The following is a 13767-nucleotide window of genomic DNA, read 5'->3' as shown; positions in this document are numbered from 1 at the left end:
ACATTCATCCCTTGACACTGCCACTGGCCAGCCCTGAAACTAGGGTTTTTTGCATGAAAAAGGCCAAAATAACCGGCGGTACGGCGGCCAGAATACCGGCTGCGGAAATCAGGCCATAATCGGCAACGCGCCCGGCGGCCAGGTCGGCAATGGCGACCGTGATGGTTTTGGAACGGATGTCGTTGGTGAACAAAAGGCCATAGAAAAACTCGTCCCAGGCCAGCAGAACCGACATCATGACAGCGGCCCCCAATGCCGGGCGGGCGATGGGCAGGATGACATACCAGATCGCCTGTAACCGGTTGGCCCCGTCAATGATGGGGGCTTCGTCCAGATCGCCGGGGATCGCGTCGAAATTGCTTTTTAAAAGCCATGTGGCAAAGGGCAGCAGGATGGAGCAATACACAATGATCAATGCAAAATGCGTATTTAAAAGCCCCAAAGCATTCATCACCGTATAAAGCGGTAACACAAGGGCCACCGGGGGCAACATGAAGATGGCGATTACGGCATAAAGCAGGTTTTTGCGACGCGGGCCGGGCATACGCGAAAAGCTGTATGCGGCGGGAATGGCCGCACAAATGGATATCCCGGTTGCGGCAAGGGCGATGAAAATGCTGTTGCGGATCGCATAAAGGAAACTTTGCGACGGGCTGTTTTCCGCATAGATCAGCAAGCTGCGGTAATTTTCCAAAGTCGGGCTATCGGGCCACCATTGCAGGGGCAGCGTTGTCAGGTGGGTTGAGGAACTGATGCTCATGATAAACAGCCAAAGCACGGGCAGGGCAATGACCAGTGCCAGCAAGGCCGCGCCCAGATAGATGGATATTTTCCTGGCCAGGGATGTTTGCATGATCAGGCCTCTCCGTGTTTGCGGATCAGATACATGTAACCGGCAATCAGGCAGGCGCTGATCAGCACCACGATCAGGGCATAGGATGCCCCCGATCCGACCCGCATATAGGCGAAGGCCTCCTGATAGACGTAAAAACTGACGGTTTTTGTGCTGCTGGCCGGGCCGCCCCGCGTCATGATATAGATAATGTCAAAAACCTTGAAGGCCTCGATGGTGCGCAGCACCAGCGCCACGCTGAGCGGCCCCATAATGGCAGGCAGTGTTATGCGCCAGAACCGGTTCCACATCCCTGCACCGTCAAGGGTTGCGGCCTCGTATAGATCTTTGGGGACGGTTTGCAGGGCGGCCAGTGCGATCAGGGCGACCAGGGGGAAGTTTTTCCAGACATCGGCAACAACAACCATATCAAGGGCGGTTGCCGGATCGCCCAGCCAGGATCGGTAGGCATCAAGCACCCCGAATTGTACCAGCACGGCATTAAGGGTGCCGAAATCGGGGTTGTAGATGAGCCGCCACATCATGGCATTGACCACGGTGGGCAGGGCAAGAGGCAGGATCAGCATGGCACGCAGCATGGTGCGGCCAACAAACACCTCGTTTAGCAGCAAGGCCACCATCACGCCGATGATCATTTCCGCGCCGACCGAAATCACCGCAAAATAGGTGGTGTGCCAGATCGCCTCGCGGAAATTGGACGAAGACAAGGCCCGAACATAATTGTGAAACCAGACCCAGCTGTCGGTCAATTCCGGGGCAACCAGTTTGGCGCCCGTCATGCTGAAATAAATTGTTTTGATCAACGGGTATCCGCTGACCCCAAGGATGATCACAATCATCGGGGTCAGCAGCAGCCACGCCGTCACCGTTTTACGATAGGAAATCATAGCGGTGGTTTCGGCTCCGGTTGGAAGTCAGATAACGGCAGACGTGGTTACTGGATATCGGCGATGTTTTTTGCTGCATCATCAAGCGCGTCTGCCGGTGAAACCGTGCCCAGCATCGCATTTTGCAGGGCTTCTTGCAAAACAGCCGATGCTTCCTGATAGGCTGCCATGGTCGGGCGGGGGGCCATGACGGCAAGGCTGGTTTTAGCGGCGTTCACAAACGGTTCCTGGCCTTTGATCACGTCGGGGTCGCTATAGGATGCTTCCCAGATCGGCAGGCTCAGGCGGGCATATTTGTTCTGCACCTTTTCCGAGGTCAGGAACTTGATATATTTCCAGGCTTCTTCCTTGTGCGTGCTTTTGCCGGGAATACCAAGGCCCATCGACCCGTTCACAGCCGATGCCTTTGACATGCCAGCTTCGCCCGGTGCCGGGACAATGCCAACATGGCCCGCAACCTGGCTTTCCTTCGGGTCATTGGCAAGATTGTACATATAGCCCCAGTTAAGCGCGAAAGCAGCTTGCCCGCTTGAAAAGACACGACGCACATCTTCTTCGGCATATTCGCGTGAATTGGGGTTGGTGACACCATCGTTAAGGGTGCCAACCATGTATTGCAGGGCCTTAAGGCCGCCACCGGTGTTGAAAACCGGTTTGCCGTCGGCATCCAGGAACTTGCCGCCCATGGCGGACAGAATGGTGGTGTAATCGCAAATTGCGGCTTCGGATTGTGACCACGACCAGACCAGCGGATAATCGACAATCCCCTTGTCTTTGATGGCTTTTGCCTGGGTTTCAAGTTCTTCCCAGGTGGCTGGCGGATGATCAAACCCGGCCTTTTTCAGCATGTCCTTGTTGTAGAACAGGAACTTTGTGTCGGCAATCCAGGGCATACCATAATATTTGCCGTCATATTCCACCGTGGTCCAGGCACCGCTGAGAACGGCCTTGCGGGTTTTGTCGTCAATGCGGTCTGTTACGTCTTCAAGCAGTTTGTATTGGGCAAATTCTGCGGGCCAGATCACGTCATAAAGAACAACGTCATAGCCATTGGCACTTTGCGACAGAACAATCTTGTCGTGCAGGGCCTCATAGGGGACCAGCTCAACATTGACATCAATACCGGGATTGGCGGCCTTGAAGTCGGCCGTCATGTTGCGGATATCGTCTTCGCTATAAGCGGCCTGGGACATGAACAGCGCATTCAAGGTGACATCGGCGGCGTGCGCGGCCCCGGAAACGGCGAAGATACCGAAAACAGCGCCCTTGAGGACATTTTTGATCTTCATCTTTTTATCTCCCTGATAAATGAGATACGGAACGATTGAAATGTGATCTGTTGGATCACAGGCTTTATTATTAATTCAATTTGATGTAATTAATAATGGAAAAAATGGAGGAAGGCAATGGTGCCAAAAGAAAAACTGTCAGAAAGTGTCACGGGCACCAATCTTCTGCATGCCAAAAGTCATAACCGTCGTGCGATTCTCGATGCGGTTCGGCGCCGTGACGGGTTGTCTCGCGCCGATATTACCCGCATTACCAATCTGTCGGCCCAGGCCGTGTCAAACCTTGTCGCCGAGCTGGAAGAAGCCGGGCTTTTGCTGGCCGGGGAACCGGTGCGCCAAAAACGGGGTCAGCCCGCCCGGCCTTATCGTCTGAACCCGCAAGGCGGTTTTGCCATTGGCTTTCAGCTAAGTGGTACGCAGATAGATGCTGTTTTAGTGGACCTGCTTGGCGAAGAACGCGCCCGTTCCAGCCTGCAAATCAATCATCCCGACCCGCATCAGACCGTTGATCTTCTGGTTGCGGCCAGCCAGGACATTATTGTGACGTCCGGACTGGACCCGGATCGCAATATCGGAATAGGCATTGCCATGCCGGGCCCCGTTGGCATTGCCGGACCAACCGGTATCGCGCCGGGCTGGGAAAGTTTTGATCTTGCCAGCGCCATGACGGCCAAGGCGGGTTGCCCGGTTTTTGTTGAAAATGACGCCGACGCGGCAGCGATTTCGGAAAAGCTGTATGGCATCGCGCGCGAGCTTGATAATTTCGTTTATATCTTTATCGGTCATGGCCTTGGTGCCGGGCTGTTTTTAGACGGGCGGATCATTCGGGGGGCCCAGGGGGCGGCGGGTGAAATCGGCCATATCCCGATCAAGGCCAATGGCCGCAAATGTGGTTGTGGGCGCCAGGGGTGCCTTGAACGGTATGTATCGTTATTGGCGCTGTATGATGAATTTGACGCCGCCCATCGCGATGATCTGGTGCTTGATCACAAGCTAACCCGGCTTTCTGCCATGTCGCCCGATGACATTCCGGTTCGCAACTGGATCGATCAGGCAGCCCCACATCTGGCAACAACATTTCAGATCATTTCAAGCATGCTAAACCCGCAGGCGATTATATTGGGCGGGTTGCTGCCCGAACCGATTTTAACCGCCCTGTGGCGGGAAGTGACAAGATTGCAGGATGCTGGCGGCCCGGCGCCCACCGGCGCGCATGTGCCCGTTCATATTGGCGATGCCAGTACCTATTCGGCGGCACGCGGGGCGGCAGCCTTGCCGATTTATCAGGAAATGATCCCGGATTTCCACAATATGCTGAAAGTTCGCGATTAGGCGGGTTGCAATAAATCCCACTTGTTGCCGTATAAATCTTCAAACACGGCAACAATGCCATAGGGTTCGTGGCGTGGGGCTTCCAAAAAACGAACGCCGTTTTCAGCCATACGGGCATGATCTGTTTTAAAATCATCCGTCATCAGGAAGAAACCGACCCGCCCGCCAGTTTGCTGGCCGACAGCGCGTTTTTGAGTGTCGTTAACCGCCCGGGCCAGCAAAATCCGGGTTGCGTTTACGGGCGCACGTGGCGGTGCGATTAAAACCCAGCGTTTGCCATCGCCCATATCGGTATCTTCAATCAGGTCAAACCCGATCTTATTGCAATAAAAGGCAATTGCATCGTCATAATCATCGACGACAATTGAAAATTGACCAATGACAGGCATTACATAAGCCCCAGCGTTTTAAACGAATTATACCCCGCCTGGCTGATAATGATGTGATCATGTACATTTATATCCATGGCCTTTGCGGCTTCAACAATTTTGCGGGTCATCTCAATATCGCCACGGGATGGTGTGGCATCGCCGCTGGGGTGGTTATGCACCAGAATGAGGGCCGATGCGTGCAGTTCCAACGCGCGTTTGATCACTTCGCGCGGATAAACCGGGGTGTGGTCAACCGTGCCGGTCTGGTGGCATTCATCGGCAATCAGGCGGTTTTTACGATCTAGAAACAGCAAGTGCAATTCTTCGGTTTTGCGGTGGCCCAGCCTTACGCGGCAATAATCAATCAACTGTTCCCACGATGCAATCACCGGCAGTTCCATTGCCCGTTCGCGGGACAAAACCTGGGCGCTGGCCTCGGCAATTTTGATGGCGGCGATTGCAGCTTCGCCAATGCCTTTGCAGCTTGCCAGTTCGGTCTGATCGGCGGTTAGGACCCCGGCCAGATTACCAAAACGGTCAATCAGTGATTTCGCCAGCGGTTTAACATCGCCGCGCGGGATGGCCATGCACAGCAATAGTTCCAGCAATTCATATTCGGCCAGCGCGGCATTTCCGCCTTTTAAAAACCGTTCGCGCAGGCGTTGGCGGTGGCCAAAATAGTGCGGTTTTGGTGGTTTGGCGGGCAATTGCAATTGTGGTGATGCTGCCGCTGTTTCGTCATCGCGGGGATCAGGCGCGAGGCCATCGGTATCGGCCGTGCCAGTGCGGGCCGTGCGCTTTTTTGCCGGGACTTTTTTATCGGTTTTATCCGCAGGGGTGGCCCCTGGCGAGAATGCGCCAGGAGTTCGCGCGCCGTGTGTGGTGCTATCGGCCACTTGTTCCGCAGGATTAAAATAAACCCGGCTACCGTCATCGATGGTGGATTGGGCGGGTTGGCGGGGTTTGTCGGCACTCACGGCGGGCTCCTGCGTTGATGCAATTTGACGTTGCACCGACAGTTTGCGTCGCCCTGCCGTCGCTGTCCAGTGGGCAGCACGTGTTGACGGGGATGATTGCGCAAAATTCCGAATTTGTTTGACTTGTGTATATGCACAAGATAAGCAATCGGAATGATTATGCCATTGCCCGACACCCTGATTGATGAATGTTTGGTGTTAAAAAGCCGCAAGGCGGCGCGTGCAATTACGCGGCGCTATAACGTGTTGCTAAAACCCTATGGTTTGCAATGTACGCAGGCGTCCTTGCTGTTTTGCATCGCCAGGGGTGGTTTTCAATCTATTAGCAATCTTGCCCGTCAACTGGGGCTTGAAAGAAGTGCGTTGACGCGCAACCTTGCCGTATTGCAACGTGACGGTATGATTGCACCCGACCAAACCGGGCAGGGTAAAACGCAGGTTTTTTCTTTGACCGCACAAGGGGCGGAAAAGGTAAGACAAATTGTGCCGGTTTGGGAAAAATTGCAATCCACGACCTATCGCGAGATCGGGGCGGATAACTGGCATGCTACCCAGCAGGCATTGGCCTTAATCGCCAGCATCGGCGGATAATTTTGATCAACATTTTTTATATGAAGACGAGGGTATGATGACACAGCGGATCGTGGTCACAGGAATGGGCCTTGTAACGCCACTGGGATGTGGACTTGATGCTGTGTGGCAACGCCTGATTGCCGGTCAGTCGGGTGTTGTCACCCACAACCGGTTTGACAGCAGCGATTTGCCCACCCGGTTTGCCGGTCTGGTTCCCGATCATACGCAACACCCGGCGGGCTTGAACGAGGGCGAGGTTATTTCTAAAAAAGATCGCAAAAAGGTCGATCTGTTTACGATTTACGCCCTTAGTGCCGCCCGGCAGGCCCTGGCGCAAGCCGGTTGGACCGACCTTGATCAGGATGCAAAAGACCGCACCGCTACCGTGATTGGCACCGGGATTGGTGGTTTGCCGGTGATTACCCATGCCGAGGAAGTTTTGCTTGATCGGGGGCCGTCGCGAATTTCGCCGTTTGTTGTGCCGTCTTTTCTGGCCAATATGGCGGCGGGCAATGTGTCGATCCAGCATGGTTTTCGCGGGCCGATTGGCGCGCCGGTTACCGCCTGTGCTGCTGGCTTGCAGGCAATTGGCGATGGTGTGCGCATGATCAGGTCAGGCGAAGCCGATGTTGTGCTGGCGGGGGGCACCGAAGGCTGTGTTGATCGCCTGTCGATTGGTGGTTTTTCGGCCGTGCGCGCCCTGTCAACCCGCAACGACGCCCCCCAGGAAGCCTCCCGCCCGTTTGATCGCGACCGCGACGGGTTTGTGATGGGCGAGGGGGCCGGTCTGATGGTGATTGAAACGCTGGAACATGCCCGGGCTCGGGGGGCAACACCCCTGGTGGAAGTTACCGGCTATGGCACCAGTGCCGATGCTTATCATCTGACCGCAGGCCCCGAAGATGGATCGGGCTGTGCGCTTGCGATCCAGGCGGCGTTGCGCATGGCGGGGCTTGGCGGGGCCGATATTGGCTATGTTAATGCCCATGCGACATCCACCCCGGTTGGCGACCGGGCTGAAATTGCGGCTTTGCGCCGGGTTTTTGGCCAAGATTTGCCAAATATTCCTGTTTCATCAACCAAGTCGGCCATCGGGCATTTGCTGGGGGCTGCGGGCGGGGTCGAGGCGATCTTTACCGCACTTGCCCTGCGCGATGGCATTCTGCCGCCGACCCTTAACCTTCATCAGGTTGATGACGGCATGGAAGATCTGGATTTTGTGCCCAACCATGCCCGCAAGGCGGACCTGAAACATGCCCTTTGCAACGGGTTTGGTTTTGGCGGTGTGAACGCATCTTTGTTGTTAAGCGCAATTTAATGACACCTGTTTTATGGCGGCCAGCCTTTCGCTTTTGCGGGGCTGGCCGTTTTTATTGTGTTGTGCGCTATGGTTCAGAGCGTTTGGCGCGCTGGTTTTAATCTTTAAAATTGTTGTCGGGCGCGCTTGACAATCTTCGGGCTTGCTCTATTTTTGCTGGTATAGAAAGGTAAACTTGGTAGATTGCCTTTGTATATGAAAGCCACATCATGACAAACGCCGCTCACAAAGCCGACCATACCGCTTCGCCGTCGACGCTTGCCCTTGCCACGGAACTGCACGCCATTATTGGGACGTTGCGGCGCAAATTGCGGGCGCAGGCGCATTTGGGTGATTTGAACTGGACGCAAAAATCGGTATTGCGCCATCTGGAAAAGGATGGCCCGGCCACGGTTACCGTGCTGGCCCGGGCTGAAGGGGTGCGTCCGCAATCGATGGGCCCGCATATTGCCGCGTTGGTCGCCGCCGGGCTGGTTGTGGGCGAACCGGACCCGAATGACGGGCGGCAAACCCTGTTGTCGTTAACCCCGTCGTGTCGGGAATGGATGCAGGCCAGCCGCGCTGTGCGCGAAGACTGGCTGTATCACGCGATTTTGGAAAACTTTTCAAAGCAGGAGCAACAAACACTTTCCGATGCCACCAATCTTTTGCGCCGCATCGTCGATAGCTAGCGCCCCTGGCAAAGACAATGCTGTTTGACTTGCATCTGGTTGCACATTTCGAATTTTGAATGCGCCATGACCGGATCGCCACCGTCCAAAGATGGCTCGCGTCGTTCTTATCTTGCCGTCTCGTCGATCGACCTTACCGTTCCTGCATCCCCGCGATCTGAGTGTTCGATATGACCAGGGCCTCGTTGCGTCCTGTCAAGGTCCGAAATTTGCTCTCCCCGTCTTTCATATTTTACTTCCCCGCCTTCCACTTTCCATTCTCTGCCCGAATACCGTCTTTGTTTCGCCCCAAAAAAAGGATTGCGCCCCATGCCTGTTACCGTCCTTGATCCCCAAACCGCCCTGATCGTGATTGATTTGCAAAAGGGTATTATGGCTTATCCCACCGTTCATAACGTGGGGGGTGTTCTGGCAAAATCGCTAAAGCTGGCAGGTGCGTTTCGGGCGCGCAATTTGCCGGTGGTGTTGGTCAATGTTGCGGGCATGGCGCCGGGGCGAAATGAACAACCGGCCCGCACCGCAACCTTGCCGCCGGACTGGGCCGATCTGGCACCCGAGTTGGCGGGCTGTGCCAGCGACCATCTGGTGACCAAACGCACATGGGGCGCCTTTAGCAACACCGATCTGGCCGATTATCTGGCACAGCACGGCGTCACGCAGGTTGTGATTGCGGGTATCGCGACAAGCATCGGTGTGGAATCCACCGCACGGCAGGCCCATGAACGGGGCCTGAATGTGACGCTGGCAGTTGATGCGATGACCGACATGAACGAAGACGCCCATGTTAATAGTGTGACCCGCATTTTCCCGCGCCTGGGCGAAACCGGCACAGTTGAGGATATTTTGTCCTGTCTTGATGGGGAAGGTCCCCGCAAATGACAGGACAGAAAAAAGGGTCCCGGAAATTTCGGGCCAATCATTATTCCGCCCGATTATGGGGGGCGATGTGATGAAAAATCCGATGAAAGGCACGTTTCGGTCGCTCGCGATTTACAATTACCGGGTCTGGGCCGGTGGGGCGATTGTGTCGAATACGGGCACATGGATGCAGCGCACAGCCCAGGACTGGATCGTTCTGACCGAACTGACCAATCATAATTCAACCGCCGTCGGCATTGTCATGGGCCTGCAATTTGGCCCGCAGCTGTTGATGCTGCCTTTTACCGGCTTTGCGGCCGATTATTTTGACCGCCGCAAATTGCTGATGGTTACGCAATTTTTGATGGGGCTTTTGGGGCTGGGGCTGGGCATTCTAACGCTGACCGGGCTTGTCGCACTTTGGCATGTCTATGTGTTTGCGTTTTTGCTGGGCTGTGTTGCCGCCTTTGATGCTCCGGCCCGGCAAACCTTTGTGTCCGACCTGGTGCCCGAAAGCTATCTTTCCAATGCCATCGCACTCAATTCCACCTCCTTTAACGCCGCCCGCATGATTGGCCCGGCGGTGGCTGGCGTCCTGATTGCGGTGGTGGGAACGGGTTGGGTCTTTTTGCTCAATGCCGCCTCCTTTGCCGGTGTGCTGACCTCGCTTGTGATGATCCGCAAACAGGACCTTAAGGTAACCCGACGGCCTCTGCGCGGGCGCGGCAATCTGGTAAGCGGGTTTCGCTATGTGGCAGGGCGACCGGACCTTGTGGCGATCATGCTGATGCTGTTTTTGATCGGGACTTTCGGGCTGAATTTCCCCATTTTCATTTCGACAATGGCCGTGACGGTTTTTCATTCCGGTGCCGGGCAATTTGGCATGCTGTCCTCGCTCATGGCGGTGGGCACCGTGATGGGGTCGCTGTTTTCCGCGCAGCGGGCAACGCCGCAAATTGGCCTGTTGTTTTATGGGGCGCTGGTTTTCGGGCTGGGATGTATTCTGGCGGCCCTGATGCCCAGCTACGCCCTGTTCGGAGGCGCCCTGGTGGTGATCGGGGTGGCCGCACTGGTGTTTTTAAGTTCCAGCAACGGTTTGATCCAGCTTTCAACCGACCCGATGATGCGCGGACGGGTTATGGCGATTCGCATGGCGATTGTTATGGGCGGCACGCCGATTGGCGCGCCGATTGTGGGCTGGATTGCCGATTATTACGGGCCGCGCTGGGCGCTGGGTGTTGCCGCCCTTTCGGGAATTGCCGCAGCATTGGTGGCGTTGGTTTATCTGTTTAAATATCGCGAAATGCGTATTCGCCGTGTTGACGGGCGATGGCGCATTCTGGTTAACGAGGTCCCCAAGGTTACCCTTGCCGCCGAGTGATGTCAGCCAAACTGAACAAAAAAGGGCAGACCGAAATCAAGCCGGTCTACCCTTTTTGCGAATGAAGGCTGCGTAATTTATTATTCGGCAGCGTCACTGATTTCGTAGGGTGGCTTTTCAAGCCCGGCGGGGGAACGGGTGAAAATTTCGTACCCATCTTCGGTCACCGCCAGCGAATGTTCAAACTGTGCGGAAAGCTTGCGGTCGCGGGTAACGGCTGTCCAGCCATCGGACAGAACCTTGCATTCATAGGTGCCCTGGTTGATCATGGGTTCGATGGTGAAAATCATGCCCGGTTCCAAAACCAGCCCTTCGCCCGGTTTGCCATAATGCAGGATATTGGGCGCATCATGAAAAACCTGCCCCAGACCATGACCGCAAAAATCGCGGACGACCGAAAACCGTTCAGATTCGGCATAGGACTGAATAGCATGGCCAATATCGCCCAATGTCGCGCCGGGCTTTACCGCCCGAATACCGCGCCACAACGCTTCATAGGTCACATCCACTAAACGCTGCGCCATCACCTTGGGGGTGCCCGCAATATACATGCGGCTTGTATCGCCAAACCAGCCATCAAGAATAACGGTAACATCAATATTCATGATGTCGCCATTTTGCAGTTTTTTATCCCCGGGGATGCCGTGGCAAACCACATGATTGATCGATGTGCAGGTTGATTTGGGAAACCCGCGATAGCCAAGGCAGGCTGAAATAGCACCATGATCGCGAATATACTGATCGCACAAATCGTCAAGTTTGCCCGTGGTTACGCCGGGCACGACATAGGGGGTGATGAAGTCCAGTACTTCCGCAGCCAGCCGACCGGCGGCGCGCATGCCTTCAAAGGCTTCGGGGCCGTGAATCTTTACTTTTCCGTTTGCCAACCGAATTCTCCTTGTGTTGGCGGTCCGTATGGGGAAACCCCATGCTCATAAATGCTTGTTTGCAGCTTACTGAAATAATCGTTGTCCAGGCAAGACGCAAGGATTGGGCGCGCAATCATGCCCTAACAAGGGGTTATTGTGCCTTTTTAGGGGGTAAATGGCTTTGTTCTGCATCATGTTTACGGGAAATGGGGCAAAGGGCGAAAAGCGCGCCGTTATGAAGGGTAACTTGCCGATCATATCAAGGTCGGTTCGCGATATGAAAAAGCCCGCCAAAAAGGCGAGCTTAAGGTTATGTGTCCTGCACGAGAATGCAGATCATGCGTATATGGTTAGTTGGGCAGATTGGCGCTTTGCGCCTTTGCTTTTTCCATCACATAACCGATGTCGTCCGGGAGCATATATCCCTGCTTGATCAGGTTCTGTGATGCCGCGCGCACACTGTTTAAATAGTCGGCTTGATTTTGATAGTGTTGCGCAAGGCTTTTGCGGCCATCGCCAGATGCATTGTTTTCAAAAGGCACAAAAAGCCCGGTCAGGCTGCACAATTCGCCCGGGGCATAGCCATCATTGCGCAGGTTCCAGCCGGCATAGGTGCCCAAAGGTGCCGCGACATAGGGCAAGGCAACACCACCGGTCGGGTTGCCATTGGCATCAAGCGGCGGGACATAGGCCGGGTAAGTGGCACCGCGTTTGGGCGGGACGACCGAATGATCCATGACTTGCAGCACGTTATAGGCCGGTACGGGGGCCATGTCGCCAAACATGGGCATTTTGAAATCGGCCAATGGCGTCAATGTACCATCCTTAAGGTTCGGATAGCGGCTGGCAACGGGTGTTTTGCCCTGCGTAATCCAGTTTGCCATTTGTGCATATAAGGCCCGCATGACAGGGGCCGCACTGAGCGGGTTGGTGGGGTAAGCGCAAACCGGGTCCATTTTTGATGCAGTCGCCCAGCCATTGAAATGGGGGGAACCCTCAATAAAATAAAGCCGAACGTTTGCGGGCATATCAAGCGGTTTGCCGTCTGGCGATGTTGAGACCAATGACGCGCGGGCCTGCCAAAACTCGGTCGAGGTATCGGTATGCATGATCTTGGGGCAGGTGTTGGTTTTACCACAGGTTTCAAGAATGGAATCCTGTTTGCCCGTTAAGGGGTCGGTTGTTTTGGTGTAGGTAAAGGGAAACTGGTCGCCGGGATAATCGTGGTCTTCATGCTGGCGTGAATAACGGCCCGGTTGGGCAAAACGGTAATTGGTGTAGGTTTTGCGTGAACCGGCAATGTGGGGCATGGCACCGTCGAAAACCTTGGCGCCGGTTTCGTCGGCATTAAAGCCCTGATAAATAAAATCGCGCAGGAAACGTCCTGATTGCGAAATGCCCAGTCCCAAGGTGTGTTTGATGCCAGTGAGCGGGTCCTGGGCATCGTGGCCCGGATTGCCCCGCAGGAAAGAAACGACATCGCTGGTCGCAACGAAAGAAAGCCCCTGGGGGACCGGATCTTTGGCCGGGTAAACGAAATCGTAAATGGCACCGGCATCCATGCCCTCGGGGCGGGTAATTTCAATTTCGGTGGGGCTTATATATGTAAAAGAAAGCCCGGCGGGCGTTGTGCGGCGATCATTTTCGTTCTCGCGCACGGTTAGAATTGCTTTTGTCGGGTCAAGGTCGGCGGCGGGATAGGTCAGGGTGCCTGTGCCGGTTTTGCCCGGTTTGTCAAAAATGAACTGTTCGCGTGACGGGCCTGTTATGTCGTCAAGCACAGGAAGGTCAAGATTGAGGGCGGATGCGGGCAAATCGCTTTGCCACCCGGACCACACCACCGTATCGCCCCGCAACATCAAAAAGCCATCGCCCGCATCGCCTGCTTTTTGCGGGATATCTGAAGAGGCAGACCGGTTCAAAAGCATAAAGCTGAGATTACGCCCGCGGTTTGGGACCTCATAGAAAAGCAAACCGGATTTTTTAGCGGTGTCTGTCGGCTGTAGAATGGAAACCTCGGTCGAAAATACGATTTCGCCCTGTTTGTTCACCGGGACTTTGTCAATATCGACAATGTTGGCAACGCGCGGTGATTTTGGGTCGATGGCAAAGGTTGCCTTGGCATCAATGCGATCATAGGTGCCGATCTTGGGAAATGGCATGCCTTCAAAAGCAGTGCTTTTTGACGTGATTTCAAAACCGGTGACGCGGGCAAGGGCATCGCTTGACGCGCCGATATTCATAATGCCGAGTGCAAGCAGTGCGGGCAGTGTTATTTTTTTCTGCATTGTTTCCTCCCTTTTTGATTGAATTGTTTCTTGGGATATAAATCATTTGTTGTTTTTGTGTGCAGAGTCAACATTCTTGTATACAAGAGGTAAAAATACG

The 13767-nt window shown here is 54.8% G+C and carries 13 protein-coding genes; 6 read left to right on the top strand and 7 right to left on the bottom strand.

The features are described 5' to 3' along the window. Nucleotides 1–4: 4 nt before the first annotated feature. Genes AAC086_RS14570 through AAC086_RS14560 form a run of 3 tightly spaced genes read right to left on the bottom strand, consistent with a single transcriptional unit; the run spans nt 5 to nt 3029 of the window. Nucleotides 5–853, bottom strand: a complete 849-nt coding sequence (locus AAC086_RS14570) for a carbohydrate ABC transporter permease (protein ID WP_339779640.1) — start codon at nt 851–853, stop codon at nt 5–7. Nucleotides 854–855: 2 nt separating this feature from the next. Further along, the gene (locus tag AAC086_RS14565) at nt 856–1740 is read right to left on the bottom strand and encodes a sugar ABC transporter permease (RefSeq protein WP_339779638.1); all 885 of its coding nucleotides are present in this window, start codon (nt 1738–1740) and stop codon (nt 856–858) included. 47 nt (nt 1741–1787) lie between these two features. Beyond that, the gene (locus AAC086_RS14560) at nt 1788–3029 is read right to left on the bottom strand and encodes an extracellular solute-binding protein (protein ID WP_339779637.1); all 1242 of its coding nucleotides are present in this window, start codon (nt 3027–3029) and stop codon (nt 1788–1790) included. A gap of 117 nt (nt 3030–3146) precedes the next feature. On the opposite strand from AAC086_RS14560, the gene AAC086_RS14555 reads away from it, so the two are divergent. After that, entirely contained in the window at nt 3147–4361 is a 1215-nt protein-coding gene (locus AAC086_RS14555; protein ID WP_339779636.1) for an ROK family transcriptional regulator, read from the top strand. Here the strand turns inward: AAC086_RS14555 and AAC086_RS14550 are convergent. Then, the gene (locus tag AAC086_RS14550) at nt 4358–4750 is read right to left on the bottom strand and encodes a VOC family protein (protein WP_339779635.1); all 393 of its coding nucleotides are present in this window, start codon (nt 4748–4750) and stop codon (nt 4358–4360) included. The two genes, AAC086_RS14555 and AAC086_RS14550, sit on opposite strands and share 4 nt — an antisense overlap. Further along, on the bottom strand, nt 4750–5709 hold the full coding sequence (gene radC / locus AAC086_RS14545; protein WP_339779634.1) for a DNA repair protein RadC: 960 nt from the start codon (nt 5707–5709) through the stop codon (nt 4750–4752). Before radC ends, AAC086_RS14550 begins: the two co-directional genes overlap by 1 nt. A 159-nt stretch (nt 5710–5868) precedes the next feature. Between radC and AAC086_RS14540 the strand changes: the two genes are divergently transcribed. From AAC086_RS14540 to AAC086_RS14520, 5 genes are all read left to right on the top strand, one after another. Beyond that, nucleotides 5869–6300 carry a MarR family winged helix-turn-helix transcriptional regulator gene (locus AAC086_RS14540; protein WP_339779633.1) on the top strand — a complete coding sequence of 144 codons (432 nt, stop codon included), beginning with the start codon at nt 5869–5871 and terminating at the stop codon, nt 6298–6300. 34 nt (nt 6301–6334) lie between these two features. After that, entirely contained in the window at nt 6335–7600 is a 1266-nt protein-coding gene (gene fabF / locus AAC086_RS14535) for a beta-ketoacyl-ACP synthase II (protein ID WP_339779632.1), read from the top strand. 209 nt (nt 7601–7809) lie between these two features. Then, nucleotides 7810–8271: a MarR family transcriptional regulator gene (locus AAC086_RS14530; protein ID WP_339779631.1), complete on the top strand. Its 462-nt coding sequence runs from the start codon at nt 7810–7812 to the stop codon at nt 8269–8271. A gap of 309 nt (nt 8272–8580) precedes the next feature. After that, nucleotides 8581–9150 carry an isochorismatase family protein gene (locus tag AAC086_RS14525; protein ID WP_339779630.1) on the top strand — a complete coding sequence of 190 codons (570 nt, stop codon included), beginning with the start codon at nt 8581–8583 and terminating at the stop codon, nt 9148–9150. A gap of 70 nt (nt 9151–9220) precedes the next feature. Further along, entirely contained in the window at nt 9221–10510 is a 1290-nt protein-coding gene (locus AAC086_RS14520; protein WP_339779628.1) for an MFS transporter, read from the top strand. 80 nt (nt 10511–10590) lie between these two features. Here AAC086_RS14520 and map read toward each other — a convergent pair whose 3' ends face one another. Both map and AAC086_RS14510 read right to left on the bottom strand, forming a co-directional pair. After that, nucleotides 10591–11397 (bottom strand): type I methionyl aminopeptidase, encoded by an 807-nt coding sequence (gene map / locus AAC086_RS14515; RefSeq protein WP_339779627.1) that lies wholly within the window; start codon nt 11395–11397, stop codon nt 10591–10593. A gap of 332 nt (nt 11398–11729) precedes the next feature. Then, nucleotides 11730–13667 (bottom strand): alpha/beta hydrolase domain-containing protein, encoded by a 1938-nt coding sequence (locus AAC086_RS14510; RefSeq protein WP_339779626.1) that lies wholly within the window; start codon nt 13665–13667, stop codon nt 11730–11732. Nucleotides 13668–13767: the final 100 nt, after the last annotated feature.

The sequence above is a fragment of the uncultured Thalassospira sp. genome, assembly GCF_963976115.1.
In the GTDB taxonomy this organism is placed as follows: Bacteria; Pseudomonadota; Alphaproteobacteria; order Rhodospirillales; family Thalassospiraceae; genus Thalassospira.
Note: the sequence above shows the minus strand (reverse complement) of the source record. Positions and strands in the feature narration are given on the sequence as shown.

Coding starts and splice junctions, on each gene's coding strand:
- AAC086_RS14570 (WP_339779640.1), bottom strand. CDS start 853: ATGCAAACATCCCTGGCCAGGAAAATATCCATCTATCTGGGCGCGGCC.
- AAC086_RS14565 (WP_339779638.1), bottom strand. CDS start 1,740: ATGATTTCCTATCGTAAAACGGTGACGGCGTGGCTGCTGCTGACCCCG.
- AAC086_RS14560 (WP_339779637.1), bottom strand. CDS start 3,029: ATGAAGATCAAAAATGTCCTCAAGGGCGCTGTTTTCGGTATCTTCGCC.
- AAC086_RS14555 (WP_339779636.1), top strand. CDS start 3,147: ATGGTGCCAAAAGAAAAACTGTCAGAAAGTGTCACGGGCACCAATCTT.
- AAC086_RS14550 (WP_339779635.1), bottom strand. CDS start 4,750: ATGCCTGTCATTGGTCAATTTTCAATTGTCGTCGATGATTATGACGAT.
- AAC086_RS14540 (WP_339779633.1), top strand. CDS start 5,869: ATGCCATTGCCCGACACCCTGATTGATGAATGTTTGGTGTTAAAAAGC.
- fabF (WP_339779632.1), top strand. CDS start 6,335: ATGATGACACAGCGGATCGTGGTCACAGGAATGGGCCTTGTAACGCCA.
- AAC086_RS14530 (WP_339779631.1), top strand. CDS start 7,810: ATGACAAACGCCGCTCACAAAGCCGACCATACCGCTTCGCCGTCGACG.
- AAC086_RS14525 (WP_339779630.1), top strand. CDS start 8,581: ATGCCTGTTACCGTCCTTGATCCCCAAACCGCCCTGATCGTGATTGAT.
- AAC086_RS14520 (WP_339779628.1), top strand. CDS start 9,221: ATGAAAAATCCGATGAAAGGCACGTTTCGGTCGCTCGCGATTTACAAT.
- AAC086_RS14510 (WP_339779626.1), bottom strand. CDS start 13,667: ATGCAGAAAAAAATAACACTGCCCGCACTGCTTGCACTCGGCATTATG.